This window comes from Streptomyces sp. NPDC058221 (assembly GCF_042882365.1).
In the GTDB taxonomy this organism is placed as follows: domain Bacteria; phylum Actinomycetota; class Actinomycetes; order Streptomycetales; family Streptomycetaceae; genus Streptomyces.
This window is the reverse complement of the sequence record NZ_JBHVWF010000005.1, coordinates 39,706-62,589: the sequence shown is the minus strand read 5'-3', so window position 1 is coordinate 62,589 and position 22,884 is coordinate 39,706. Positions and strand designations below refer to the sequence as shown.

The 22,884-nt window shown below is 71.4% G+C and carries 19 protein-coding genes; 9 read left to right on the top strand and 10 right to left on the bottom strand.

What is annotated here, in order from left to right:
• Positions 1-12 precede the first annotated feature (12 nt).
• Positions 13-876 (bottom strand): hypothetical protein, encoded by an 864-nt coding sequence (locus ACFVW8_RS03315; RefSeq protein ID WP_389685862.1) that lies wholly within the window; start codon positions 874-876, stop codon positions 13-15.
• Between the two features lie 412 nt (positions 877-1,288).
• Between ACFVW8_RS03315 and ACFVW8_RS03310 the strand changes: the two genes are divergently transcribed.
• A complete protein-coding gene (locus ACFVW8_RS03310; protein ID WP_389685861.1) occupies positions 1,289-1,861 on the top strand; it encodes a DinB family protein in 573 nt (190 codons plus the stop codon).
• On the opposite strand, the gene ACFVW8_RS03305 is transcribed toward ACFVW8_RS03310, so the two are convergent.
• Together ACFVW8_RS03305 and ACFVW8_RS03300 are read right to left on the bottom strand one after the other, a co-directional pair.
• Positions 1,827-2,936, bottom strand: a complete 1,110-nt coding sequence (locus ACFVW8_RS03305) for a protein kinase family protein (RefSeq protein ID WP_389685860.1) — start codon at positions 2,934-2,936, stop codon at positions 1,827-1,829. The two genes, ACFVW8_RS03310 and ACFVW8_RS03305, sit on opposite strands and share 35 nt — an antisense overlap.
• A 40-nt stretch (positions 2,937-2,976) precedes the next feature.
• Complete coding sequence (locus ACFVW8_RS03300) at positions 2,977-4,095, bottom strand: ferritin-like domain-containing protein (protein ID WP_389685859.1); 1,119 nt, start codon at positions 4,093-4,095, stop codon at positions 2,977-2,979.
• Positions 4,096-4,273: 178 nt separating this feature from the next.
• On the opposite strand from ACFVW8_RS03300, the gene ACFVW8_RS03295 reads away from it, so the two are divergent.
• The 5 genes from ACFVW8_RS03295 (at position 4,274) to ACFVW8_RS03275 (ending at position 10,403) form a co-directional block, all read left to right on the top strand.
• The gene (locus ACFVW8_RS03295) at positions 4,274-5,209 is read left to right on the top strand and encodes a diiron oxygenase (RefSeq protein ID WP_389685858.1); all 936 of its coding nucleotides are present in this window, start codon (positions 4,274-4,276) and stop codon (positions 5,207-5,209) included.
• 26 nt (positions 5,210-5,235) lie between these two features.
• Positions 5,236-5,991: a TetR/AcrR family transcriptional regulator gene (locus ACFVW8_RS03290; RefSeq protein ID WP_389685857.1), complete on the top strand. Its 756-nt coding sequence runs from the start codon at positions 5,236-5,238 to the stop codon at positions 5,989-5,991.
• 17 nt (positions 5,992-6,008) lie between these two features.
• Positions 6,009-6,275, top strand: coding sequence for a hypothetical protein (locus ACFVW8_RS03285; protein ID WP_389685856.1), 267 nt, complete (start codon positions 6,009-6,011; stop codon positions 6,273-6,275).
• A gap of 99 nt (positions 6,276-6,374) precedes the next feature.
• Positions 6,375-9,038, top strand: coding sequence for a PQQ-binding-like beta-propeller repeat protein (locus tag ACFVW8_RS03280; RefSeq protein WP_389685855.1), 2,664 nt, complete (start codon positions 6,375-6,377; stop codon positions 9,036-9,038).
• A gap of 195 nt (positions 9,039-9,233) precedes the next feature.
• The gene (locus ACFVW8_RS03275; RefSeq protein WP_389685854.1) at positions 9,234-10,403 is read left to right on the top strand and encodes an NlpC/P60 family protein; all 1,170 of its coding nucleotides are present in this window, start codon (positions 9,234-9,236) and stop codon (positions 10,401-10,403) included.
• A gap of 54 nt (positions 10,404-10,457) precedes the next feature.
• Here ACFVW8_RS03275 and ACFVW8_RS03270 read toward each other — a convergent pair whose 3' ends face one another.
• The 5 genes from ACFVW8_RS03270 to ACFVW8_RS03250 all read right to left on the bottom strand — a co-directional run bounded on the left by ACFVW8_RS03270 (position 10,458) and on the right by ACFVW8_RS03250 (position 16,466).
• Positions 10,458-11,699 (bottom strand): styrene monooxygenase/indole monooxygenase family protein, encoded by a 1,242-nt coding sequence (locus ACFVW8_RS03270; RefSeq protein ID WP_389685853.1) that lies wholly within the window; start codon positions 11,697-11,699, stop codon positions 10,458-10,460.
• A gap of 190 nt (positions 11,700-11,889) precedes the next feature.
• Complete coding sequence (locus tag ACFVW8_RS03265) at positions 11,890-12,540, bottom strand: ATP/GTP-binding protein (RefSeq protein ID WP_389685852.1); 651 nt, start codon at positions 12,538-12,540, stop codon at positions 11,890-11,892.
• On the bottom strand, positions 12,521-12,937 hold the full coding sequence (locus ACFVW8_RS03260; protein WP_356323109.1) for a DUF742 domain-containing protein: 417 nt from the start codon (positions 12,935-12,937) through the stop codon (positions 12,521-12,523). Before ACFVW8_RS03260 ends, ACFVW8_RS03265 begins: the two co-directional genes overlap by 20 nt.
• Positions 12,934-13,413 (bottom strand): roadblock/LC7 domain-containing protein, encoded by a 480-nt coding sequence (locus ACFVW8_RS03255; RefSeq protein WP_389685851.1) that lies wholly within the window; start codon positions 13,411-13,413, stop codon positions 12,934-12,936. The genes ACFVW8_RS03260 and ACFVW8_RS03255 overlap by 4 nt, the downstream gene beginning before the upstream one ends.
• The gene (locus ACFVW8_RS03250) at positions 13,410-16,466 is read right to left on the bottom strand and encodes a nitrate- and nitrite sensing domain-containing protein (RefSeq protein ID WP_389685850.1); all 3,057 of its coding nucleotides are present in this window, start codon (positions 16,464-16,466) and stop codon (positions 13,410-13,412) included. Before ACFVW8_RS03250 ends, ACFVW8_RS03255 begins: the two co-directional genes overlap by 4 nt.
• A 364-nt stretch (positions 16,467-16,830) precedes the next feature.
• Here ACFVW8_RS03250 and ACFVW8_RS03245 point away from each other — a divergent pair, with 364 nt between their 5' ends.
• A complete protein-coding gene (locus ACFVW8_RS03245; RefSeq protein ID WP_389685849.1) occupies positions 16,831-17,613 on the top strand; it encodes a protein phosphatase 2C domain-containing protein in 783 nt (260 codons plus the stop codon).
• 107 nt (positions 17,614-17,720) lie between these two features.
• Here the strand turns inward: ACFVW8_RS03245 and ACFVW8_RS03240 are convergent, their stop codons facing one another.
• Positions 17,721-18,218, bottom strand: a complete 498-nt coding sequence (locus ACFVW8_RS03240; RefSeq protein WP_389685848.1) for a MarR family winged helix-turn-helix transcriptional regulator — start codon at positions 18,216-18,218, stop codon at positions 17,721-17,723.
• 224 nt (positions 18,219-18,442) lie between these two features.
• On the opposite strand from ACFVW8_RS03240, the gene ACFVW8_RS03235 reads away from it, so the two are divergent.
• Complete coding sequence (locus ACFVW8_RS03235; RefSeq protein WP_389685847.1) at positions 18,443-19,297, top strand: lysozyme; 855 nt, start codon at positions 18,443-18,445, stop codon at positions 19,295-19,297.
• Positions 19,298-19,594: 297 nt separating this feature from the next.
• The gene (locus ACFVW8_RS03230) at positions 19,595-20,275 is read left to right on the top strand and encodes a polysaccharide deacetylase family protein (protein ID WP_389685906.1); all 681 of its coding nucleotides are present in this window, start codon (positions 19,595-19,597) and stop codon (positions 20,273-20,275) included.
• Between the two features lie 98 nt (positions 20,276-20,373).
• Here the strand turns inward: ACFVW8_RS03230 and lon are convergent, their stop codons facing one another.
• Positions 20,374-22,800 (bottom strand): endopeptidase La, encoded by a 2,427-nt coding sequence (gene lon / locus ACFVW8_RS03225; RefSeq protein WP_389685846.1) that lies wholly within the window; start codon positions 22,798-22,800, stop codon positions 20,374-20,376.
• Between the last annotated feature and the right edge of the window lie 84 nt (positions 22,801-22,884).

Below are 22,884 nucleotides of genomic sequence, written 5' to 3'. Positions count from 1 at the left end.
GCGTCGGGCCGGTCAGCCGGCCCGGGCGGCCCCGATCGGCTTGCGCGACTCGGCCCTGACCCGGGCGGTGTCCAGCGCCGCCTTGTCGAGGTCGACCTTCTCGGGGGCCTGGAGCGCGGTGGCGGGGGTGACGACGGCGACGAAGGACGCGGTGTTGTCGTCGCCCCAGGCGCACATGGGGATGGTGCTGGTGAGCGCACCGTCCTTGGACCGCACGACCTGGCAGGACACGGTTATCCCGTACCCGGCGGGGGTGAACTCCCGGGCGGGCACGGCGACGGTCATGCCGTCCGTCCCGGAGGCCCCCTCCAGAATCTTGTCCCGGGTGAACTCCGGCCCCTTGATCCGTCCCCACAGACCTGAGACGACCAGGGTGCCGCCGGCCGACGAGGTGTACTGGGTGACGACGGCCTTCACATCGCGGATGCTCGGGTCGTAGGTCTTCTCGATCTCCCGGCCCTCGGTCGACGAGGCGTCCTTGGCCAGCGTGTACTCGTCGTCCAGCAGTTTCTTCGGCACGGTCAGCCGGTACTCGGCCTTCGGGAAGTCCCCGGCGACCGCCGACGCCCCGGCGTCGGCCAGCCGGGAGACCCCGAACGCGATGCAGCCGGCCGCCACCAGCGCGCCGACGGTGATCCCGACGACCAGCCCGGTCCGGTTCCGCCGGGGCGGCGGCCCCTGCGGGAACCCGAAGGGCTGCGGCGGTCCCTGCGGATAGCCGAAGGGCTGTGGTCCGGGTGCCGGCTGCGGCGGCCCGTACGGGCCTTGCTGGGGCGCCGGTCCGTACGGGTTCTGCTGGGGCTGCGGCGGCGGCCCGTACGGCCCCGGGGGCGGTCCGTAGGGGCCCTGCGGCGGCTGCGGCGGCGGCGTGGTCATGGCGCTCAAGTTACGTCATGGGCATGCACACGATTCCGAAACCCCGGGACGGACGGGATCAGTTCAGCGGCTCCCGCCGCGTGAGCCACTCGGCGGGCGGGCGAACGGCGCCTCGGACCGGGATCCGCTCACTCCGACAGGCCGCCCCTCCGGAGCAACGCCTTGTCCTCAATCGCCGGACGGGCTTGATCTGCCCGAATCCGGCCCGTGGGATCCCGGTGCCATGAACGACCGGCACGGCCTCTCCGTCGTCCGCCGGCCGCGCACGGGGGCCGTCGCGCTGTACGAGCGGTTCGGCTTCGCCGTCACCACGTCGTGGGACGAGCGCGCGGACCTCGTGTGCATGGAACGCGCGGCACGGGGCGCCGCGACACTGTGTACAGGGCCCGGCCGTTCATAGATCGTGGCACCCATGTCCATCGAGCAGAGCCGTCCGGCGGACGGCACAGTGACCGGGCCCGAATCAGGCACCGCCGCCCTGGCCGCGACGACGGACCCCGAGATCCTGGCGCTCCTGTCGTGCCTGGACGGGCAGCGTCGCCATGTCCTCGGCATCGTCGAGGGGCTGGACGCGGACGCGCTGCGGCGGCCGGTGCTGCCGTCGGGGTGGAGCTGTCTCGGGCTCGTCCAGCATCTGGCGCTCGATGTCGAACGGTTCTGGTTCCGTGCCGTGTTCACCGGCGACCCGGTTATCATCCGGGCCCTGGACGACATCGACGACGCCTGGCAGGTGGCGCCCGGCACCACGCACACCGAGGTCCTCGACCGGTACCGCACGGAGACCCGTCTCGCGGACGCCGTGGTGACCGCCGCGGCACCCGGTGACGCGCTCGCCCGGTGGCCCCGTGACCTGTTCGGCGAACCCCATCTGCACACCCTGCGGGACGTCCTGCTGCACGTCATCACCGAGACCGCCTGCCACGCCGGTCACCTCGACGCGGCACGCGAACTCATCGACGGGCGGCGGTGGCTGGTGCTGACGTAGGCGCGGCCCGGTCGATGTCGGCCGACGGGTACGGCGTCCGCTTGCTCACGGTCAGCAGCCGGCGGTGGAAACCGTCCAGGACGACCGAGGGCGCGGCGTGCCGGTCGAGGATGGCGGCGATTTCGGGCGGTACGCCGTCCGGCCGGTCGCCCGCCGTCCAGGCGCGCAGGAAGGCGGCGTCGCACACCTCGTCGAAAAGGTGGTGGCGCAGCAGATGTCCGGCGACGTAGTGGCGGTCGTACGCGAGGTGCCCGGCGAGGAACGCGGACTCCTCGCCGGAGAGTTCGAACCCGGAGCTCAGCGCGAGGCCGAAGTCGGCGAAGCGGATCGACCTGCCGTCGGTGAGGATGTTGCCGAAGTGCGCGTCGAAGTGCACGAAGCCGCGGGAGCTCATGAAGCCGGCCCCGCGGGCCAGGGCCCCGTCCAGCCATGCGTACGGCGGCTGCCCCCCGCCCTCCGCCGCTGCGGCCCGGCGCTGCCCCAGCCATGACGCGAGGGTGTGCGGCACGTGTTCCAGGAAGAGCACCAGGCTCGCCGACGACCGGCCGACGGCCTCCAGCCGGTCGCGTACGGCCGACGATCCCTCCCAGTGGGCCACCGCCCCGTCGATGCCGCCGAATTCGTCCACGAAGCCCTGCGGGGCGGAGTCGGGCAGCACCCGCCAGTGGTACATCACCGGGAAGTCGGCGTACTCGTTGCCCAGAACCCAGTTGGTGGTGACGGTGTGCGCGGCCAGCTCCCGCCAGGCCCCGAATCCGGCCGAGCCCACGCCGTACTGGTAGAACACCGGCAGCCCGAAGAGGTTGGCGGTCGACCGCACGTTCTCCGGCCGCAGTTCGAGGTCCGTCAGCGGCACCCGTTTGACGAAGACCCGCGTCCCGGCCACCTCCAGCTCCGCCGATCTGCCGCCCATCCCCGACCCCAGCGGGGCGGCCGCGGAGACGGCCTCGCCGAGCCGGCGGTCGCTCATCAGCGACAGGTGGGTGGAGACCGGCCCGTAGGAGGCGAGGCGGGTGAGATGGACCCGGTCCGGGCGGGGCACGGGCGGGCCGGCACCGTCATCGCTCTGAGGCATGCGCCCGACCCTACTCAGCGCTCCCCCGGACCGCCCCGGTTCAGGAGGTGGACGCTGCCGCCCCGCCGTCCGCTATCGCCTCCGCGACCTCCGCGACCCGTGCCTGCTCCTCGACCTCGAAGCGGTCCCGGTCCAGCTGTTCGGCTATCTCCTCGTCCTGGGCCATGAGCAGGTCCAGGCTGGAGTCGCCCAGTTCGAGGACGCCCATGTCGACGTACGCCTTCTGCAGGCGCTCGCCCCACAGACCGATGTCCTTCACGCACGGGACGATGCGGCTGAAGAGCAGTTTGCGGAAGAGCTGGAGGTACTCGGAGTGCTCGGAGAGCTCCTTGGCCTCCTTCTTGGCGATGCCGAAGTTCTCCAGCACCTCCACACCGCTGAGCCGGTCACGCATCAGGTAACAGCCCTCGATGACGAACTCCTCGCGCTCGCGCAGTTCCGCGTCGCTCAGCTGCTTGTAGTAGTCGCGCAGCGCCATCCGGCCGAAGGCCACATGCCGGGCCTCGTCCTGCATGACGTAGGCGAGGATCTGTTTGGGCAGCGGCTTGGTCGTGGTGTCGCGGATCATGCCGAAGGCGGCCAGGGCGAGGCCCTCGATGAGGACCTGCATGCCGAGGTAGGGCATGTCCCAGCGGGAGTCGCGCAGGGTGTCGCCGAGCAGGCCCTGGAGGTTGTCGTTGACCGGGTACAGCATCCCGATCTTCTCGTGCAGGAACCGGCCGTAGATCTCCGCGTGCCGGGCCTCGTCCATGGTCTGGGTGGCGGAGTAGAACTTGGCGTCCAGGTCCGGGACGGACTCCACGATCCGGGCCGCGCAGACCATCGCGCCCTGCTCACCGTGGAGGAACTGGCTGAACTGCCAGGAGGTGTAGTGCTTGCGCAGTTCGCCCCGGTCCTTCTCGGTCATCCTCGCCCAGTGCGGGGTGCCGTACAGGGTGAGGGCCTCGTCGGGGGTGCCGAGCGGGTCGGTGGGGTCGACCTCCAGGCTCCAGTCGATGCGCTTGTTGCCGTCCCACTGCTTGTCCTTGCCCTTCTGGTAGAGGGCGAGGAGGCGCTCGCGGCCGTCGTCGTAGTCCCAGCTGAAGCGGGCGGCGCCCGAGGCGGGCACTGTCCACAGCGGCTGCTCGGGGGCGGTGGTGTAGAGGTCGTGGGTCGACACGGACGGCTCCTTCGCCTCGCATGCTCCGACAAGTCAGCTGTCGTTTGGCTCAGTTGGCAGGTTCACACGCTGGTAGACGCCGGGTCAACAAGTCGCGCGCAAGGGATTGACGGGCTTGCTGACAGACGGTCTCATAAGAAGTGACCGCCGGTAACCCATGTGTGAGGTGCCTCCAGCCATGACGTCAGCGACCGAACGCGATGTGCAGCTGCTCCGCGACGCACTCGGCCCGCTCCGGGACCGTGAGCAGATCGCCGAACGGCTGCTGGAGGCCTCGGCCAAGCACTCCTTCGACCCGGACAAGGAGCTCGACTGGGACGCGCCGGCCGAGGACGGCAAGTGGTTCTGGCCACCCGAGCTGGTCTCCCTCTACGACACCCCGATGTGGCGTCGGATGTCGCACGAACAGCGGCTGGACCTCGCCCGGCACGAGGCGGCCTCGCTGGCCTCGCTGGGCATCTGGTTCGAGATCATCCTGATGCAGTTGCTGGTGCGGCACATCTACGACAAGCCGGTGGTCAGCAACCACGTCCGCTACGCCCTCACCGAGATAGCCGACGAGTGCCGGCACTCGATGATGTTCGGCCGGATGATCACCTGGGGCGGCGCACCCTGCTACCCGGTCCCCCGCCGCTACCACAACCTCGCCCGGGTACTGAAGACCGTCTCCACCACGCCCGGTTCGTTCGCGGCGACCCTGCTCGGCGAGGAGATCCTCGACTGGATGCAGCGGCTGACCTTCCCCGACGAGCGCGTCCAGACCCTGGTGCGCGGCGTGACCCGTATCCATGTGGTGGAGGAGGCCCGGCACGTCCGCTACGCCCGCGAGGAACTGCGCCGCCAGATGGTGACCGCGCCGCGCTGGGAGCGCGAACTCACCAGGGTCAGCTGCGGCGAGGCGGCCCGCGTCTTCTCCGTCTGCTTCGTCAATCCGCAGGTGTACGAAAACGTCGGCCTGGACCGCCAGGAGGCCGTGGCCCAGGTACGGGCGAGCGGGCACCGGGCGGAGGTCATGCAGTCGGGAGCCAAGCGGCTGACCGACTTCTTCGAGGACATCGGGGTCCTCAACGGAGTGGGGCGCAGGCTGTGGAAGAGCTCGGGCCTGCTCGCCTGACCGTGGCAGCACTTAGGCTGACAGGTATGACCCCAGCCGCAGCCACGTCGCCGACCCGCGCGTACCGAAGGCTCAGCGTCGAGGAGCGGCGCACCCAGCTCCTCGGTGCGGCACTCACCCTCTTCGCGCACCGGGCCCCCGACGAGGTCTCGCTCGACGAGGTCGCGACGGTGGCCGGTGTCTCCCGGCCACTGGTCTACCGCTACTTCCCGGGCGGGCGGCAGCAGTTGTACGAGGCGGCGCTCAGGTCCGCCGCCGAGGCACTGATCCTGTGCTTCGCCGAACCGGCCGTGGGCCCGCCCACGGAGCGGGTGACGCGGGTCCTCGACCGCTATCTCGCCTTCGTCGACGAGCACGACGCCGGCTTCAGCGCGCTGCTGCGCGGCGGCAGCGTCGCCGAGACGTCCCGGACGACCACGATCGTCGACGAGGTGCGGCGGGCGGCGGCCGACCAGATACTCCTGCACCTGGGCCGGGGCGAGGGCGGCAGCGCACCCGGGCCGCGGCTGCGGATGATGGTGCGCACCTGGATCGCGGCCGTCGAGGCCGCCTCGCTGATCTGGCTGGACGAGGAGAAGCAGCCGCCCGCGCCCGAGCTGCGCGACTGGCTCGTCGACCAGTTCATCGGACTCCTCGCGATCACCGCCGCCACCGACCCGGGAACCGCGGCCGCGGTGGCCGAACTGCTGCCGCTGGAGACCGCGGCGGGCCCGGCCGGCCGGCTGGCGGACCGGCTGATCCCGGTGGTCGGCGAGGCGGCGCATCTGCTGCCGCCGGGCTGATCGGTCAGACTGGGGCGGTGAGAAGCGAGAACACCCCCTTCACCGGCGGCCCCCTGGACGGACGCGTCCTGCCCGTGCTCGTCGGCCCGACCGGCCACCCGCCCAAGTGGTACGAGGTCCCGGTCCCGGACGCCGAGGGCGGTCCTGCCACGGTGTACGCGTACCGGCGGGTCCCGGCCGGGTTCTCCAAGCGGCTGGGGATCCAGCGGGGCTGGGTGTACGAGTACGCCCCCGACGGCCGCGAGCGGCACAGCCCCAAGTGGCCCTGGTCGAAACCGGAGTGACATATTTGGGGCGAAATGGGGTGGGTCGGTTGTTCGGTCTAAGATCGACGGTCTGGTCCGAGGACGACGGCCAAGGGAACGGTCACAAGGGGGTGCGCCATGGAGGCGCTGCGTCAGGATGATCCACGCCGTTTCGGCCCGTACACGACGCTGGTGCGTCTGCGGGAGACGGCGGCAGCGCTGCAGTACCTGGCGCGCGGCGGGCCCGCGCAGGACCTCGTCGTGATCACCGCGGCGCGGCCCGCACTGGCCGCGCTGCCCGCCTTCCGGCGCCGCTTCCAGGCCGAGGCGCGCACCGCGGAGCGGCTGGCCGGCGGCTGGGTGGCCGAGCAGCTCGGCACCCTCGCGGCCGGGCCCGAGGACGAGGACCTGCTGTGGACGGCGTCGGCGTACGTACCGGCGCTGACCCTCGCCGAGGCGGTCGAGCTCGCCGGACCGCTCCCCGAGCGGGCCGTGCGGATACTGGGCGCGGGTGTCGCCGAGACCCTCTCCCGGGTGCACGCCACCGGGGCCGTGCTCCAGGGCCTCGCCCCGAGGACCGTGCTGCTGGCCGGGGACGGCCCGCGGCTCACCGCCTTCGGTCCGCTGGGTGCGGCGGCCGACGCCGAGGCCAGGCCGGGCGGGCAGCTCTCCGTACGGCTCGGCTATCTGACCCCGGAGCAGGTCGAGGGCAAGGAGGCCGGGCCGGCGTCCGACCTCTTCGTGCTGGGCCTGCTGCTCGCGTACGCGGCCACCGGCAGCACCCCGCTGGCGGACGGTCCGGTGACCGAGGCCGCCGAACGGATCGCCCACACCGCGCCGGAACTGGCCGCCGTACCGGACGCGTTGCGCGATCTGGTCGCCCGCTGCCTGGCCAAGGACCCGGCCGACCGGCCGACGGCGGGTGCGGTGGCCGCGGAACTGGCCCTGGAGGGTGCGGCCGGGCTCGCCAAGGGCGGCAACTGGCTGCCGGCGTCGCTGTCGGCGGCCGTGGCCGGGCAGGGCGCCCGCGCCGAGGCGCTGGAGACCCCGCCGCCGGCCGTCGAGGACTCCGTGCCCGCGCAGAACGTGACGGACGTGGCGGACGCCCCGGGCGTATCCGACGCCCCGGCCGTATCCGCAGACCCTCGCGTACCGGATGTGCAGGACGCCGTGCCCACGGCCGCCGACGGCGGGGCCGGGGTAGGCGGATCCGAGGCTCCCGCGCCCGGACGGGACACCCGGACCGCCCAGTTCGGGATCATCGATCACGACGCCCCGCGCCCCGACCGGGCGACGACCCAGCTCTCGATGCCGCCGAGCCGGCCCGCCCTCCCGGCCGCCCCGGCTCCCTTCCCCGCAGGGCCCACGGCCCCGCAGGCGCTTCCGGGCCCGCAGGCGCTTCCCGTACCGGCCCGGCCGCTGCCCGTACCCGCGGCGCCTCTCCCCTCCCCGTTCTCCGTCTTCCCTCCGCAGCGCGCCGGGATCGACCGCCGGACCCTGCTGATCGGGGCCGCCGCCGGAGCTGCCGGGCTGATCGTCGGAGGTGGCGGGATGCTCGCGCTCGGCTCGGGCGACGACGGGAAGTCCGCCGACGACGCCAAATCGACCCCGAACCCCAGCGGGACCACCATCGCCGGACAGCCGCCCCGGCCGCAGTGGATCTACACGCACCCCGCGGCCTCGCCGGCCCCGCTCACCGCCGTCACCTGGAACGACCGGCTGCTGGTGGTGACGGACGAGACACACGCGTCCGCCGTCGACCTGAGCACAGGGCGCCGGATCTGGGAGAACGCGGACGCCGCGAAAGGGCAGGCGGCGCTGCCGGCCGGCAAGGAGTCCGTCTTCGTCGCGGGCCCGACCGAGTTCCTGTGGCTGTCGGCGAAGGACGGCCGGGTCACCCACCGGGTCGCGTACGCCGACGGGTTCGCCGACGCGCCGTATCTGACGGTGCGCACACTGGTCGGCTCGTCCGGATCCGCCGTCTGGTTCACCGGCTCCACCAAGGTCACCGAGAAGGCCCCCAAGCCGAAGAAGGGCAAGAAGCGCGGCAAGGACAAGCAGGTCGTCAAGTCGTTCCTGTTCGGATACGACATCGAGCAGCGCAAGGAGCTGTGGCGCACACCCGTGCCCACCGGCCGCGGGCCGGTCGCCCCGGTGTACCGGCTGATCGCGATCCGCCCCGACGACATCGTCGTACGGCAGGACCGGCTGACGCTCACCCCGGCGGACGTGAAGGCCGCCAAGGGCAAGGGCGTCTTCCGGAGCTTCGACCGCAGCACCGGAAAGCTGAAGTGGACGGAGAAGTTCGGCACCGTGACGCCCGACGGTGCGGCGGCGGGCGATGAGGACGGCCTCGTCTACGCGGCGGCCGGCACCGACCTCCGCGCCTTCGCCACACCGGACGGAAAGCCGAAGTGGACGCTGAACGGCGACCGCGGCTCCGCGTTCGGCACCTCGGTGGAGTCCGGCGACCTGCTGCACACGACCAATCGCAACCAGCAGGTGGGCGCGGTCGACCGGAAGACCGGAAAGCTGCGCTGGCTGCGCTCGACGGAGGGTGCGCTCACCGCCTGGGCCCCGGCCATCGCGGTCAGCAGCTCCGGAAAGACCCTGTTCGCGGCGAGCTCCAGTCAGGTCACCGCGTTCGCGGCGAGTGACGGACGGCGGCTGTGGAAGTTCCAGGACATCGGCGCACAGGCCCCCGAGGGGGCCACGGTCACCGCCGTCTACAAGGTGCTGGCCTCCGCGAAGAGCACGGTCGTGCAGCGGGACCGGGTCTTCTACGCGTTCCCCGTCACCTGATCCCGACCCGGTCGTGACCGGGCGGTGGGGCCCCAGGGCTTTACGGACATGCCCTGGCCCCACCGCCTTCCGGGGGAACCGGGCCGCCGCCACACCGCCGGTCCTTGCATCACCTGACGACGAGTGAGCGTATGGATGCCTTGCGCCCACTTATGGGGTAGTCCCATGATTCGCCCCGTTATCGGAGGTGATGTCGTGCCCGGCAGAGTCCTGCACTCGCTCTGCACCACGGCGCTGGCCGCCGTCGTCCTGGCCTCACCGGCCGCTGCCGTGGCCGCCCCGCAGCCCCCTCCCGCGGACCCCGCCCCGCCGTCGGCCGCCGGAGCCGCGGGCACGAGCGCCGCCACCCTGCTGAGTGAGCTCCAGAAGCTGTACCAGCAGACGGAGGAGGCCACCGAGACCTACAACGGGACGGCGGCCGAGCTGAAGAAGCGGACGGCGGAGGCGAAGAAGCTGGACTCCGCCCTCGTCACCGCACGGCTCTCGCTGTCCCGCAGCCGCGACGCCGCCGGACGGCTGGCCCGCCAGCAGTACCAGGGGCGTTCCGACTTCTCCTCGTATCTGCAACTGCTGCTGTCCCGCGACCCCGCGCAGGCCCTGGACCAGGGGCAGGTCATCCAGCGGCTGGCGGCCGGGCGGGTGGCGACCGTGCAGCGGCTCACCGGCGCCGAGAAGCGCGCCGACGAGCTGGCGAAGAAGTCCCGCAAGGTGCTGGACAAGCAGCAGGTGCTGGCCACGCGGCAGAAGAAGGACCGCGACGCCGTGCAGAAGCGTCTGAAGGCGGTCGAGGCGAAGCTCGCCACGCTCTCCGCGGACCAGCTCGCCGAGGTGTCCGGCCTCGAACAGAAGGGCACGGCCGAGGCCCAGGGCGCCCTGGCCGCCTCGGGTGCGCTGTCCTCGACCCGGCCGCCGTCCGAGGAGGGCGGCGAGGCGGTCCGGTACGCGGTCCGGCAGATCGGCAAGCCGTACGTGTGGGGCGCGGAGGGGCCGGACTCGTTCGACTGCTCCGGGCTCACCTCGCAGGCCTGGGCGCACGCCGGACGCACCATTGCGCGCACATCGCAGGAGCAGTGGCGGCAGCTCCAGAAGGTGCCGGTGAGCTCGCTGCGCCCGGGCGACCTGGTGATCTACTTCCCGAAGGCCACGCATGTGGCGCTGTACATCGGCAACGGGCTGGTGGTGCAGGCACCCCGGCCCGGCTCCCGGGTGAAGGTCTCGCCGCTGGCGTCGAATCCACTGCTGGGCGCTGTGCGGCCGGACCCGGAGAGCGCGCCTCTGCGTACGTACAAGGCGCCGGAGCTCCCGCAGGGGGCGTCCGACGGCTCCGACGACGGGTACAGCGTCTCCTCGGCGCCCGAAGAGTGACGGCTGCCGTACCCGCTGAACGGCCTGCCGGGCCGTTCAGCGGGTACGGAGCGCTCAGGCGGCCGGGCCCGCGAGGGAGGCGAGGTACGCGTTCGTCTTCTCGGGGTCGTAGAAGAAGTTCTCGAAGTCCCCCGGGTTGTTGAACCCGTTGGCGAAGCGGTCGGCGACCGGCTGGAGCTGACCGCCGGCGCCGATCAGGTTGAGCACGTGCTCCGGCGGGACGCCGAGCATCGCGTTCGTCCACTTCGTGACGTGCTGGGCGGTCTCCCAGTAGCGGTCGAAGGTGGACTGCATCCACGCCGCGTCGAACTCCCCGTCACCGTGCTCGATGATCGAGTCCAGGTAGGCGTTCGCGCACTTGGAGGCGGAGTTGGAGCCCTGCCCGGTGATCGGGTCGTTGGCGACGACCACGTCCCCGACGCCGAGCACCAGGCCGCCGCCGGGCAGCCGGCCGATCGGCTTGCGGACAGTCGGGGCGTAGCGGCCCGCCAGGGTGCCGTTGGCGTCGGTCAGTTCGACCTTGGTGGCGCGGGCGTACTCCCACGGGGTGAACCGCTCCATGAGCTCCAGCGTCTTGGCGAGGTGCTCCGAGGGGTCCTTGATGCCCTGGAAGGCGTCGAGCGGTCCGCCCGGGACGCCCTCCCAGAACAGGATGTCGGCGCGGCCGGACGTGGTCAGGGTCGGCATCACGAAGAGCTCGCCGACGCCCGGGACCAGGTTGCATCGCACCGCGTCGAACTCGGGGTGCTCGGGGCGCGGGCCCATGCCGTGGACGTACGCGACGGCCAGGGCGCGCTGCGGGGCGTCGTACGGCGAACGGGAGGCGTCCCGGCCGAACATGGAGACCAGCTCGCCCTTGCCGGCCGAGACCATGACCAGGTCGTAGGTGCGGGAGAAGTAGTCCAGGTCCGAGACGGCCGCGCCGTGGATGACGAGCTGTCCGCCGCGCTGGGCGAAGGTGTCCATCCAGCCGGCCATCTTCACACGCTGGTCCACGGACTGGGCGAAGCCGTCCAGCTTGCCGACCCAGTCGACGGCGCGCGAGGAGTCGGGCGCGGCGACCGACACACCGAGGCCCTCGATGCGCGGGGCCTGGGACTCCCAGAAGTTGAGCTGGTAGTCCCGCTCGTGCTGGAGCGCGGTGTGGAACATGCACTGGGTGGACATGACCCGGCCGGAGCGGACCTCGTCGGCGGTGCGGTTGGACATGAGGGTGACTTCGTACCCTCTGGACTGCAGTCCCAGGGCGAGCTGGAGCCCGGACTGACCGGCTCCGACTATGAGTATCTTCCGCATCGCGGCTCTCCGTTGTGTGTGACGTGCTAAGGGCTGTCCCGTAATCCCTGGTGGATCAGCGCGCGGCGTCGGATGCGGTGCATCGCAAGGCGCCGGAGCGCCCTCATCTTGGAGCGATACGGGCGTTTCGGCAACGCGGCGAGGTGCCGCAGCTGTCGTCGCGCGCCCGCCAGGGGTTACGGGACAGCCCTTAAGCGGGGGTTGCGTCGAGGGCGTGGCCGACCAGGGCCAGCAGTGCCTCGACGACGGTGATCCTGTGACGCGCGTCCATGATCACAACAGGCACGTGCGGCGGGACGGTCAGGGCTTCCCGGACGTCCTCGGCCTCGAACCCGGGCGTTCCCTCGAAGTGGTTGACGGCCACGATGTACGGCAGTCCGCAGCTCTCGAAGTAGTCGAGGGCGGGGAAGCAGTCCTCCAGCCGGCGGGTGTCGGCCAGGACGACCGCACCGATCGCACCGCGCACCAGGTCGTCCCACATGAACCAGAAGCGCTGCTGACCCGGTGTGCCGAAGACGTACAGCACGAGGTCGTCGTCGAGCGTGACCCGGCCGTAGTCCATGGCGACGGTGGTGGTGACCTTGTCGGGCGTCGCGCTGAGGTCGTCGGTCTCCTCGCTGGCCTGGGTCATCATCGCTTCGGTCTTCAGCGGGGTGATCTCGGAGACCGACCCGACGAAGGTGGTCTTGCCCACACCGAAGCCGCCCGCGACCACTATCTTCGTGGCGATCGGGGCCCTGGTGCGGTCCAGCTGCCAGGCCTGCGGTGCCTCTTCGGCCTGGTCCTTCGGCCCCGGCAGGCGCGGGGCGAACAGCGGCGACTCAGAGACGACGGAGTCCATTGAGCACCCTTTCGAGCAGTGCGCGGTCGGGCTGGCCGGTGCCGTGCCCGGTCCCGTACACGCGGATCTTTCCCTGGTCGGCCAAGTCGCTGAGCAGCACCCGGACCACGCCGAGCGGCATCTTCAGCAGTGCGGAGATCTCCGCGACGGTACGCATCCGGCGGCAGATCTCGACGATGGCCCGGAGCTCCGGCATGACGCGCGAGGCCAGGTTGCCGTTGGTCAGCTCGCGACGCTCTTCGGGTGCTTCGAGCGCGGCCACGAACGTCTCGACGAGCAGCACATGGCCGAACCGGGTGCGGCCACCGGTGAGCGAGTACGGGCGGACCCGGGCGGGCCGTTTGTCGGCACCGCGGACGGGGAGCCTGCGGGCGGGTTCAGCAGCGGCGGGGGTCACTGGGCGCTCTCCATCGATTTGCGCAGCTCACTGCGGAGTTCGGGGGTGAGTACGTGGCCGGCACGGCCGACGAAGAGCGCCATGTGGTAGGCGATGACGCTCATGTCGCAGTCGGGTGTGGCGTGCACGCCGAGCAGCGAACCGTCGCTGATCGACATGACGAAGACGCTGCCTTCCTCCATGGCGACCATGGTCTGCTTGACACCGCCGCCCTCCATCAGCTTCGCGGCGCCGACGGTGAGACTGCCGATGCCGGAGACGATGGTCGCCAGGTCGGCGCTGGAGCCGCGGGGGCCGTCCTGCCGTCCTGCCGCCTGGGCACTCTGGTGGCCGGGGTCGGAGGAGAGCAGCATCAGACCGTCGGACGAGACGACGGTGACCGAGTGGACCCCTGGCACCTCCTCCACCAGATTGCTCAGCAACCAGTGAAGGTTCCGGGCCTCGGTACTCAGCCCGAATGTGCTGGGCGCAGTCAACTGCGTGCCTCCTCGACTGTGTCCCCCGTCTCATCGGCCCGGCCGTCGGTACGGCCGGCCGCCTCAGTGTGGCCTTTACGTGCGGTGTGCCCGGCCGGGGCGGATGCCTCCGGCGTGGCGGACGACTCGGCGATCTCCGCCTCGACGTCCCGGCGGCCGTCCTTGGCCCCCTGGTGGAAGCCGCCCAGCCGGCGGCGCAGCGCGTCCTTGTCGACACTGCCCGTGCGTTCGGAGGCCGGAGCGGCGGCGGGCCTGACGACCTTGGGGGTGCGCTTGGGCAGTCCCTTGTCGGTGGTCCTGCCGGGCTCGGGGTGGCGCGGGCCGGGCACGGTGCCGGCCACCGAGGTGGCAGCGGGTGCGGGGGCCGGGGCGTCCTGTTGCTGCGGGCCCTCGTCGGCGGTGCGCTCGTGGCGGTCGGGGCCGATGGCGTAGGGGCCGGACGCGAGCGGCGGCTCGGGGCCGTCCCCGAAGGCGGGGGCGTGGATGAACTCGGGTACGTCGTCGAACTCGGGCACCCGGGGAAGCCTGACCTGCATCGTGGTCTCGGCCTCGGACTCCGAGGGTACGGACGGCTGTTCCGGCTGTGCGGAGCGTTCCGGTTCCGAGGGCTGTTCCGGCTGTGCGGAACGTTCCGGTTCCGAGGGCTCCGAGGGCTGTTCCCGTTCCGAGAGCTCCGGGGATTCCTCCACGGCCGCGGTCTCGGGCTGATCCTCCGGCCCGGCGGGGGGCTCGTGGTCGGGGACGGCCTGCCCGCCGGTGGATGCCGCGGGCTCCTCGGCGGAGGACGCGGTCACGGCCGCGGACGCGGCGATGGTCTGCTCGGCCGCCGCGATCAGCGGGTCGCCGGGCAGTGCCAGGGTGCGACGCGGCAGCGCGTTGGAGTTGGCCTCGGCGACCGAGCCGGGCAGGTTCAGGGTGGGGGCGTCGCCGGGCGCGGTGACGGGCGGCGGAGTGGCGGCCGGCGGCGCCTTCGGCAGCAGGGCCTCGGGGAGTACGACGACCGCCGTCACCCCGCTGCTCTTCTGCTCGCGCAGCTGGACCCGTACCCCGTGGCGCGCGGCCAGCAGTGAGGTCACCTGGAGGCCGAGACCGGCCCCGTCGGCGTTCTGTTCGCCCGCCTCGAAGAGCGAGGGGTCGCCCAGCCGGGTGTTGAGCTCGCCCATCCGTACGGACGACATCCCGATGCCCTCGTCCTGCACGGAGAGCATCACCTCACCGGTCTCCAGCAGCCAGCCGGAGAGCTGGACATGGGAGTCGGGCGGCGAGAAGGAGGTGGCGTTCTCCAGGAGTTCGGCGACGAGGTGGCTGAGGTCGTCGGCGGCGAATCCGGCGATCTGGGCGTGCGGCGGCAGGGACTGGATGGTGACCCGCTCGTACCGCTCGATCTCGCTGACCGCCGCGCGCAGGACGTCGACGAGCGGAATCGGTCCGGGATGCCCGTGCCCGTGCTCGGAGCCGGCGAGCACCAGGGTGTTCTCGCTGTGGCGGCGCATGACCGTGGCCATGTGGTCGAGCTTGAAGAGGGTGCCGAGGCGCTCCGGGTCCTGCTCGCGCTCCTCCAGCGACTCGATGACCCCGAGCTGACGCTCGACGAGGCCGAGGTTGCGCAGCGAGAGGTTGACGAAGGTGTGGTGGACGGTGTTCTTCAGCTTCTCCAGCTGGGCCGTCAGATCGGCGGTGCGGACCTGGAGTTCGGCGCGCTGGACGGTGAGCGCCTCGCGGCCGGCGATCAGCTCGGCGCGCTCGCCCTCCAGGCTCTCGAACCGGCCGTTGAATTCGTGGAGCAGTCCGTGGAGCCTGCCGTGCAGGGCGTTGATGGACCGTACGACCTGGGCGAACTCGTCGTTGCGGCCTGTGTAGCGGACCGGTTCGGCGGTGGCGGGCTCCGCCGCGAGCCTGGCGGCGCCGATCCGCAACACGGCCAGTGGCTGGGTGAGGGTGCGGGCCACGGCGGTGGAGACGCCGACGGCGATCAGCAGACAGCCGCCGAGCAGTGCGATGCGCAGTTCGAGCGCCGTGACGTCGTCGTCGCGCAGCTGCTCCAGCCGCTGGACCTGTGCGGTGCCGAGTGCGGACTCGACGCTCCTCATCCGGTCGACCCGGGCGGAGAGCGCCGCCGCCACCTTCTTGGTGCTGACCTTCTGGTCGGAGTCGGAGAGCTCGGGGCGGTCGGTGAGCTCGGCGAGGTACTTCTCCGCGCTGTTGACCTCGGGGCCGGTCACGGTGGACGCGAGCTTGTCGCGGGCGGTGGATCCGGCCGCCTGGTCGAAGTCGGCGAGCGAGGAGAGCTCGCCGACCCGGGCCTGCTGGGCGGCGGCGCTCAGCTCGTCGCGGGTGCGGTCGTCCTGGGTGACGCCCTCGTCCTGTGTCTGGACGGGCAGCCCGGTGACGGGGTCGGTCCGGGTGACCGGCTCCTTTCGGGGGACGGCGAGCGCGGCGAGCAGCAGCCCGCGGGCGGCGGAGGCGTGCTCGGTGGCCTGGCCGAGCGCGAGCGGGGTGCGACCCGACCCGGCGGCGCGCGGCGGGGTCTTCTCCGCGAGGTCGTCGGCGAGGCCGTGGAGCTTGGCGATGACCTCGGAGTACGAGTGATGGGCCTCCAGCGCCGAACCCTTGCCGCTGACGGCGTCGCGCCGCAGCGAGGGGATGGTGGAGAGGTCGCGGCGCAGGGTGGCCGGGGCCGCGGTCTCGATCTCGTCGACCTGCTGGTCGACGCGTGTGCTCCGGCTGCCGGCGGTCCCGCCGGGCTTGCCCTCCCGGCCGGCGGCGATGTAGGCGGTGACCTCGTCGCGCTCGTCCGCGAGGGAGTGCGCGAGCGCGACGGCCTGCTGGTTCAGCTCCGCGAGGGTGACCAGCCGCTGCGAGTCGTTCAGCTCCGAGGAGGCGGTGAGGGCAGCCGGGGCTCCCGCGGCTATGACCGTGATCCCGACGACCGCGACTCCCGCCACCAGCCGACTGCGTACCCGCACGGGGCGCCCGCCTTCAGCCGGCGCCGAAGGCGCCGCCTCGGAACCGCTGTTCTTGCCGCCCATGCTCCGAGGCCGCTTCTTCTGCACCGGTGCTCGCAATCTTGACTCGTCCGCCCTTGAAGCAGAGGTGACGCACGGCCACATGAACGAGCGCCCCGACCCCTGGTACGGCTTCCGACCATTCCAGTGCTTTTGAGAAGGGGGCGCGCATCAACCGCTCCGCCACTCGAACGAGTGAACAACACTCCGGAGTTGACGAACAAGTCTCCCCCGGCGCCCCCGACGGCACACCTGGACACCTGGCTGGAACTTCGGGTCAGGCTTTGGCAGGATGCCCGCCCGCACCCGGGGCGGAGCGATTCCTTCCGCGCCAGCCGACCGTCTGACCTGCTGGTACAGACCGATCCCGGGCCCGTGCGGGCCCGGTGAAGGCGTCGTGCAGACTGACCGCATGCGTATGGAGCTCGCCACCGCCGCCGGCATTCCGGGGCGCCCGAACGAGGACTGGGCCGCCACCGTCCTCCCCGCTTCCGGCCAGGGCGGGGGGCTGGTACTGCTCGACGGGGTCACCCCACCGCAGGGGGACGACGGTTGTGCACATTCGGTCCCATGGTTCACCGCACGGCTGGGCGGCGCCCTGGTCGAACTGTCGGGTTCGCGCCGGGATCTGACCCTGCAGGAGATCCTCGCGGAGTCCATCCGGCGCACCGCCGACACACACCATTCCCTGTGTGACCTTTCTCACGTACGCACTCCACAGGCAACCGTCGTGATGGCGCGTTGGAGCGAGACCGAGGTCGAACACCTGGTCCTCTCCGACTCGGTGCTCCTTTCCGAGTCACCGGACGGGACGGTGCGCGCCCTGCTGGACGACCGGCTCGACCGGCTGCCGCCGGGTTCGCTCGCCTCCGACGCCATCGCCGACGCACAGGTCCGGAACAAGGAGGGCGGCTTCTTCACCGCCGCCGCCGACCCGGACGTCGCCCACCGTGCGGTGACGGGGCGTACGCCCCGCACCGAGGTCCGGGCCCTGGCCGCGATGACGGACGGGGCGAGCCGCTGGACGGAGATGTTCGGCGAGGGCGACTGGACGGCCTGCCTCGGGGTGCTGCGCAAGGAGGGGCCGCAGGGGCTGATCGACCGGGTCCGGGCCCTGGAGGACGCGGACCCGGGCCGTTCGCGGCTGCGCGGCAAGACGCACGACGACGCGACGGCGGTCTACGTGGAGCTGTGAGCCGGACGGCTGCCCGCCGGCCCGTTCCGGAGCTGCGGCCCGGCGCCCGGACGCAGCGGGGCGCACCGGCGTCACACGGCGGCCGCCCACTGCGGGGCGCGCCGCCCTCAGTCCTCCGCGCGGGCGTTCAAGTGGTGCAGCAGCCGGGCCAGTTCCGCCACCTCGGCCCGGTCCCAGTCGGCGAGCTTGCGGACATAGCGGTCCCGGCGGGCATCGCGGACGCGCCGGAAACGGTCCAGACCCTCGTCGGTGAGGCGGACGAGGAAGGCGCGACCGTCGACCGGATCCGGTTCACGTGCCACCAGTCCGAGGTTCTCCAGGGCGCGCAGTTGACGGCTCATGGTGGCTTTGCCGACGCCGAAGTACGAGGCGAGATCCGTGGCACGCTGCTGTCCCGCCGACTCCAGCCGCACGAAGAGTCCGTAGGCGGCGGCCTCCAGCTCCGGGTGCACCTCGCGCGCCATTTCGCCGGAGTTCGCCCGCGCACGGCGCAGGAATACCGCCAACTCGAGCTCCAGGGCAAGGAATTCGTGGTCCACACCACTCCCCCCGGCTGCGCCGGGTTCACTCCCTCTTTCGCTCCCGTGCACGTCAACACCCCTCATGAGCTTTCCTGCCGAGATAAGTTTCTTTCACCGCTGGTCATCGCCGCAGCTCCGCCAGTATTTCGCAGGAGTAGACCAACGGCACCGCCCAGGCCCCCTTCCGCAGCACGGGTCTACGTGCGTAGCGTCATGCATGGCATGTTCACAACATGACATGCCTCCAGGGGCCCGTGCGCCGGTCCCCGGGTCAGCAGATCCCCCCACTGAAGCCTCGGAGGCACGCCATGCCCGTGCACAGATCCGGCTCCAAGACATCCCGTCGCTCACGCCTCGCCGCCGCGGGAACCCTGCTCGCAGCACTCTCCCTCCTCATCACCCTGCCGGGCGCCGCCGGCGCCGCGGGCAACCCGGCCACCGGAGATCCCACGAAGCCCGCCCGAGGGTCGGCCACCATGGGAATGGGCGTCGTCGCCCACGACGGCCAGGGCGGACTGCCGCCCGAAAGCCGCGCCGCGCAGACCGAGGGCGTGGACGTCAGCGGCCACCAGGACGCCGTGAACTGGGCGGCCCTGTGGAGCAGCGGCGTCAAGTGGGCCTACGTCAAGGCCTCCGAGGGCACGTACTACACGAACGAGGACTTCACCCAGCAGTACAACGGCTCGTACAACGTGGGGATGATCCGCGGCTCCTACCACTTCGCCACTCCGGACACGACGAGCGGCGCCGTCCAGGCCAACTACTTCGTGGACCACGGCGGCGGCTGGTCCAAGGACGGCCGGACACTGCCGGGCGCGCTCGACATCGAGTGGAATCCGTACGGCGACCAGTGCTTCGGCAAGACCCCGGCCGCGATGGTCGCCTGGATCCGCGACTTCGTGAACACCTACAAGGCGCGCACCGGACGCGACGCGGTCATCTACACCGCGACGAGCTGGTGGCAGACCTGCACGGGCAACAACGCGGGCTTCGGCACCACCAACCCGCTCTGGGTGGCCCGTTACGCCTCCACCGTCGGCGCCCTCCCGGCCGGGTGGGGCTTCTACACGATGTGGCAGTACACCTCGACGGGCCCCACGGTCGGCGACCACAGCCACTTCAACGGCGCCCTGGACCGCGTACAGGCACTGGCCAACGGCTGAGCCGTTCCGCCGCCGGCTGTCCGGCACACCGTTTCCGCAGAAGAGCCCGGCGATGCACCCGTCGCCGGGTTCTTCCCGTCCCTCACCCCTGACCAGGGCGTTCACCCTCGGAGGGATCACACCGTCTTCTATGCACTGCGTGTATACACGGCGTGTATAGTCCTCCCAGGACGCACGCGGTGTGCGCCGTCAGCCACGAGGGAGTGACCTGCCGTGCCCAGTAGGACGAAGTCGATCGGTGCCGGGTTGGCCGTCGCTCTTGTGACAGGCCTCACCCTGACGCTGAGCGGCTGCTCGATGGAGACCACCGCCCCCGGCTCCGCACGGGCCGACGCCGGCTCCGACTCCAAGGGCTCGTTCGGCCCGGTGGACTGCCGCAAGGCCAAGTGCATAGCCCTGACCTTCGACGCGGGCCCGGCCGAGGACACCCCCCACCTGCTGGACGTCCTCAAAAAGGAGAAGATCCACGCGACCTTCTTCCTGCTGGGCAAGAACCACGTGAAGAAGCACCCCGACACCGTCCGCCGCATCGAGGCCGAGGGGCACGAGGTGGCCAACCACACCTGGTCGCACGAGGTCCTGACGGACAAGAAGCCCGCGCAGATACGCGCCGAGCTGGAGAAGACGCAGGACGCGATAGCGGCGATCACCGGCAAGAAGCCGCGGCTGATGCGCCCGCCGCAGGGCCGCACCGACGACACCGTCTCCAAGATCAGCAAGGATCTCGGGCTCTCCCAGATCCTGTGGAGCGCCACCGCCAAGGACTACTCGACGACCGACTCCGCGCTGATCAAGAAGCGGATACTCGACCAGGCGGGCAAGGACGGCATCATCCTGCTGCACGACATCTACAAGGGCTCGGTGCCCGCGGTGCCGGGCATCATCGACGCGCTGAAGAAGCAGGGCTACACGTTCGTGACGGTGCCCCAGCTGATGGCGCCCGCCGAGCCGGTCCCGGGGACCATCTACCGCCCGTAGGACCTCTCGTACGCGAAACGGCCCGCCTCCCCGCGAAGGGGATGCGGGCCGTCCGTACCGGCCGCGCCCGTGGTGCCACGCCCGTCACTGTGTGGCGCCTACGCGGCGGCCGGGATCCTCCGCTCCGCCAGGGCCGAGGCCGGTGCGAGGGCGATCTCCAGCACTTGGCGGACGTCGGTGACCGGGTGGACCTCCAGGGTCTCCAGCACCTCGGCCGGGACGTCGTCCAGATCCGCCTCGTTGCGCTGCGGGATCACCACGGTGGTGATGCCCGCGCGGTGGGCGGCCAGCAGCTTCTGCTTCAGACCGCCGATCGGCAGCACCCGTCCGGTCAGCGACACCTCACCGGTCATCGCCACATCCGTACGGACCAGCCGTCCGGAGAGCAGCGAGGCCAGCGCGGTCGTCAGGGTGATGCCCGCGCTCGGGCCGTCCTTGGGGACAGCGCCCGCCGGGAAGTGGATGTGCACGCCCCGGTCCTTGAGGTCCGCGACCGGCAGCTCCAGCTCCGCACCGTGCGAGCGCAGGAAGCTCAGCGCGATCTGCGCGGACTCCTTCATGACGTCGCCGAGCTGGCCGGTGAGGGTCAGTCCGGACGCACCGGTCTCCGGGTCGGCGAGGGAAGCCTCCACGAAGAGCACATCGCCTCCGGCTCCGGTCACCGCGAGTCCGGTGGCCACGCCCGGCACCGCGGTGCGGCGCTCAGCCGGGTCCTGGGCGGACTCCGGGACGTGGTGCGGCCGCCCGATCAGACCGCGCAGGTCCTCGTCGGTCACCGTGAACGGCAGCCCCCGGTCGCCCAGTTCGTGCTGAGCGGCAACCTTGCGGAGCAGCCGGCCCACGGCCCGCTCCAGGTTCCGGACACCGGCCTCCCGGGTGTACTCGCCGGCCAGCTTCCGCAGCGCCGACTCGTCGAGAGCGACCTCGTCCGACTCCAGACCGGCCCGCTCCAGCTGGCGCGGGAGCAGATGGTCACGGGCGATGACGACCTTCTCGTCCTCGGTGTAGCCGTCGAGCCTGACCAGCTCCATCCGGTCGAGCAGGGCCTCAGGGATCGCTTCCAGAACGTTGGCGGTGGCCAGGAAGACGACGTCACTGAGGTCGAGTTCGACCTCCAGGTAGTGGTCGCGGAAGGTGTGGTTCTGCGCCGGGTCGAGCACTTCGAGCAGTGCCGCGGCCGGGTCGCCCCGGAAGTCGGAGCCGACCTTGTCGATCTCGTCGAGCAGGACGACCGGGTTCATCGAACCGGCCTCCTTGATGGCCCGGACGATGCGTCCTGGAAGCGCGCCGACGTAGGTACGCCGGTGCCCCCGGATCTCCGCCTCGTCCCGGACACCGCCGAGTGCGACGCGGACGAACTTGCGTCCCATGGCGTGCGCGACGGACTCGCCGAGCGAGGTCTTCCCGACGCCGGGAGGGCCGACCAGGGCCAGCACGGCGCCACCGCGCCGGCCTCCGACCACACCCAGTCCGCGGTCGGCACGACGCTTGCGCACCGCGAGGTACTCGGTGATGCGCTCCTTCACGTCCTGCAGGCCCGCGTGTTCGGCGTCGAGGATCTCCTGGGCGCCCTTGATGTCGTAGGCGTCCTCGGTCCGCTCGGTCCACGGCAGTTCGAGGACGGTGTCGAGCCAGGTCCTGATCCAGGAGCCCTCGGGGCTCTGGTCGGAGGAGCGCTCCAGCTTGTCGACCTCCTTGAGCGCGGCCTCGCGGACGTGCCCGGGAAGGTCTGCCGCCTCGACGCGTGCCCGGTAGTCGTCGGACTCGTCGCCGGAACCGGGTTCACCGTTGAGCTCGGAGAGCTCCTTGCGTACGGCGTCGAGCTGGCGCCGCAGCAGGAACTCGCGCTGCTGCTTGTCGACGCCCTCCTGGACGTCCTTGGCGATGGACTCGGCGACGTCCTGCTCGGCGAGGTGTTCACCGAGCCACTGGATGGCGAGCTTCAGCCGGGCGACCGCGTCCGCGGTCTCCAGCAGCTGCACCTTCTGGGCGGTGGTGAGGAAGGGTGAGTATCCGGAGTTGTCGGCGAGCGCGGAGATGTCCTCGATCTGCTGGACCCGGTCCACGACCTGCCAGGCGCCGCGCTGCTTCAGCCAGCTGGTGGCGAGCGCCTTGTACTCCTTGGCCAGCTCGGCCGCGGAGCCGGGAAGGGGGTCGGGGGCCGATGCGTCGACCCGGGTCCCCTCCACCCAGAGCGCGGAACCCGGCCCGCCGGTCCCGGCGCCGATCCGGACCCGGCCCCGGCCCCGGATGAGCGCGCCGGGGTCTCCGTCGGACAGCCGCCCGACCTGTTCCACGGTGCCGATGACACCGATCGCGGTGTAGGTGCCGTCGATGCGCGGAACGAGCAGCACCTCGGGCTTGCCGCCGCCCTCACGGGCTGCGGCCTGAGCGGACTCCACAGCGGCGCGCACGTCGGTGTCGGACAGGTCCAGAGGCACCACCATTCCGGGCAGTACGACCTCGTCGTCGAGCGGCAGCACAGGCAGGTTGAGCGGTGTGACCGCATTGGACTCGGTAGCCATGATCTCCCCTTCGGCAGTCAAGTTGAGCTATGCAGACTCAATGCTTCTGAGTCGCTCAATGTTCCCCGGGGTGTGTTCGCTGTG

Coding starts and splice junctions, on each gene's coding strand:
- ACFVW8_RS03235 (WP_389685847.1), top strand. CDS start 18,443: ATGCCCGTGCACAGATCCGGCTCCAAGACATCCCGTCGCTCACGCCTC.
- ACFVW8_RS03290 (WP_389685857.1), top strand. CDS start 5,236: ATGACCCCAGCCGCAGCCACGTCGCCGACCCGCGCGTACCGAAGGCTC.
- ACFVW8_RS03305 (WP_389685860.1), bottom strand. CDS start 2,936: ATGCCTCAGAGCGATGACGGTGCCGGCCCGCCCGTGCCCCGCCCGGAC.
- ACFVW8_RS03280 (WP_389685855.1), top strand. CDS start 6,375: ATGGAGGCGCTGCGTCAGGATGATCCACGCCGTTTCGGCCCGTACACG.
- ACFVW8_RS03310 (WP_389685861.1), top strand. CDS start 1,289: ATGTCCATCGAGCAGAGCCGTCCGGCGGACGGCACAGTGACCGGGCCC.
- ACFVW8_RS03315 (WP_389685862.1), bottom strand. CDS start 876: ATGACCACGCCGCCGCCGCAGCCGCCGCAGGGCCCCTACGGACCGCCC.
- ACFVW8_RS03270 (WP_389685853.1), bottom strand. CDS start 11,699: ATGCGGAAGATACTCATAGTCGGAGCCGGTCAGTCCGGGCTCCAGCTC.
- ACFVW8_RS03230 (WP_389685906.1), top strand. CDS start 19,595: ATGGAGACCACCGCCCCCGGCTCCGCACGGGCCGACGCCGGCTCCGAC.
- ACFVW8_RS03240 (WP_389685848.1), bottom strand. CDS start 18,218: ATGAGGGGTGTTGACGTGCACGGGAGCGAAAGAGGGAGTGAACCCGGC.
- ACFVW8_RS03265 (WP_389685852.1), bottom strand. CDS start 12,540: ATGGACTCCGTCGTCTCTGAGTCGCCGCTGTTCGCCCCGCGCCTGCCG.
- ACFVW8_RS03245 (WP_389685849.1), top strand. CDS start 16,831: ATGCGTATGGAGCTCGCCACCGCCGCCGGCATTCCGGGGCGCCCGAAC.
- lon (WP_389685846.1), bottom strand. CDS start 22,800: ATGGCTACCGAGTCCAATGCGGTCACACCGCTCAACCTGCCTGTGCTG.
- ACFVW8_RS03295 (WP_389685858.1), top strand. CDS start 4,274: ATGACGTCAGCGACCGAACGCGATGTGCAGCTGCTCCGCGACGCACTC.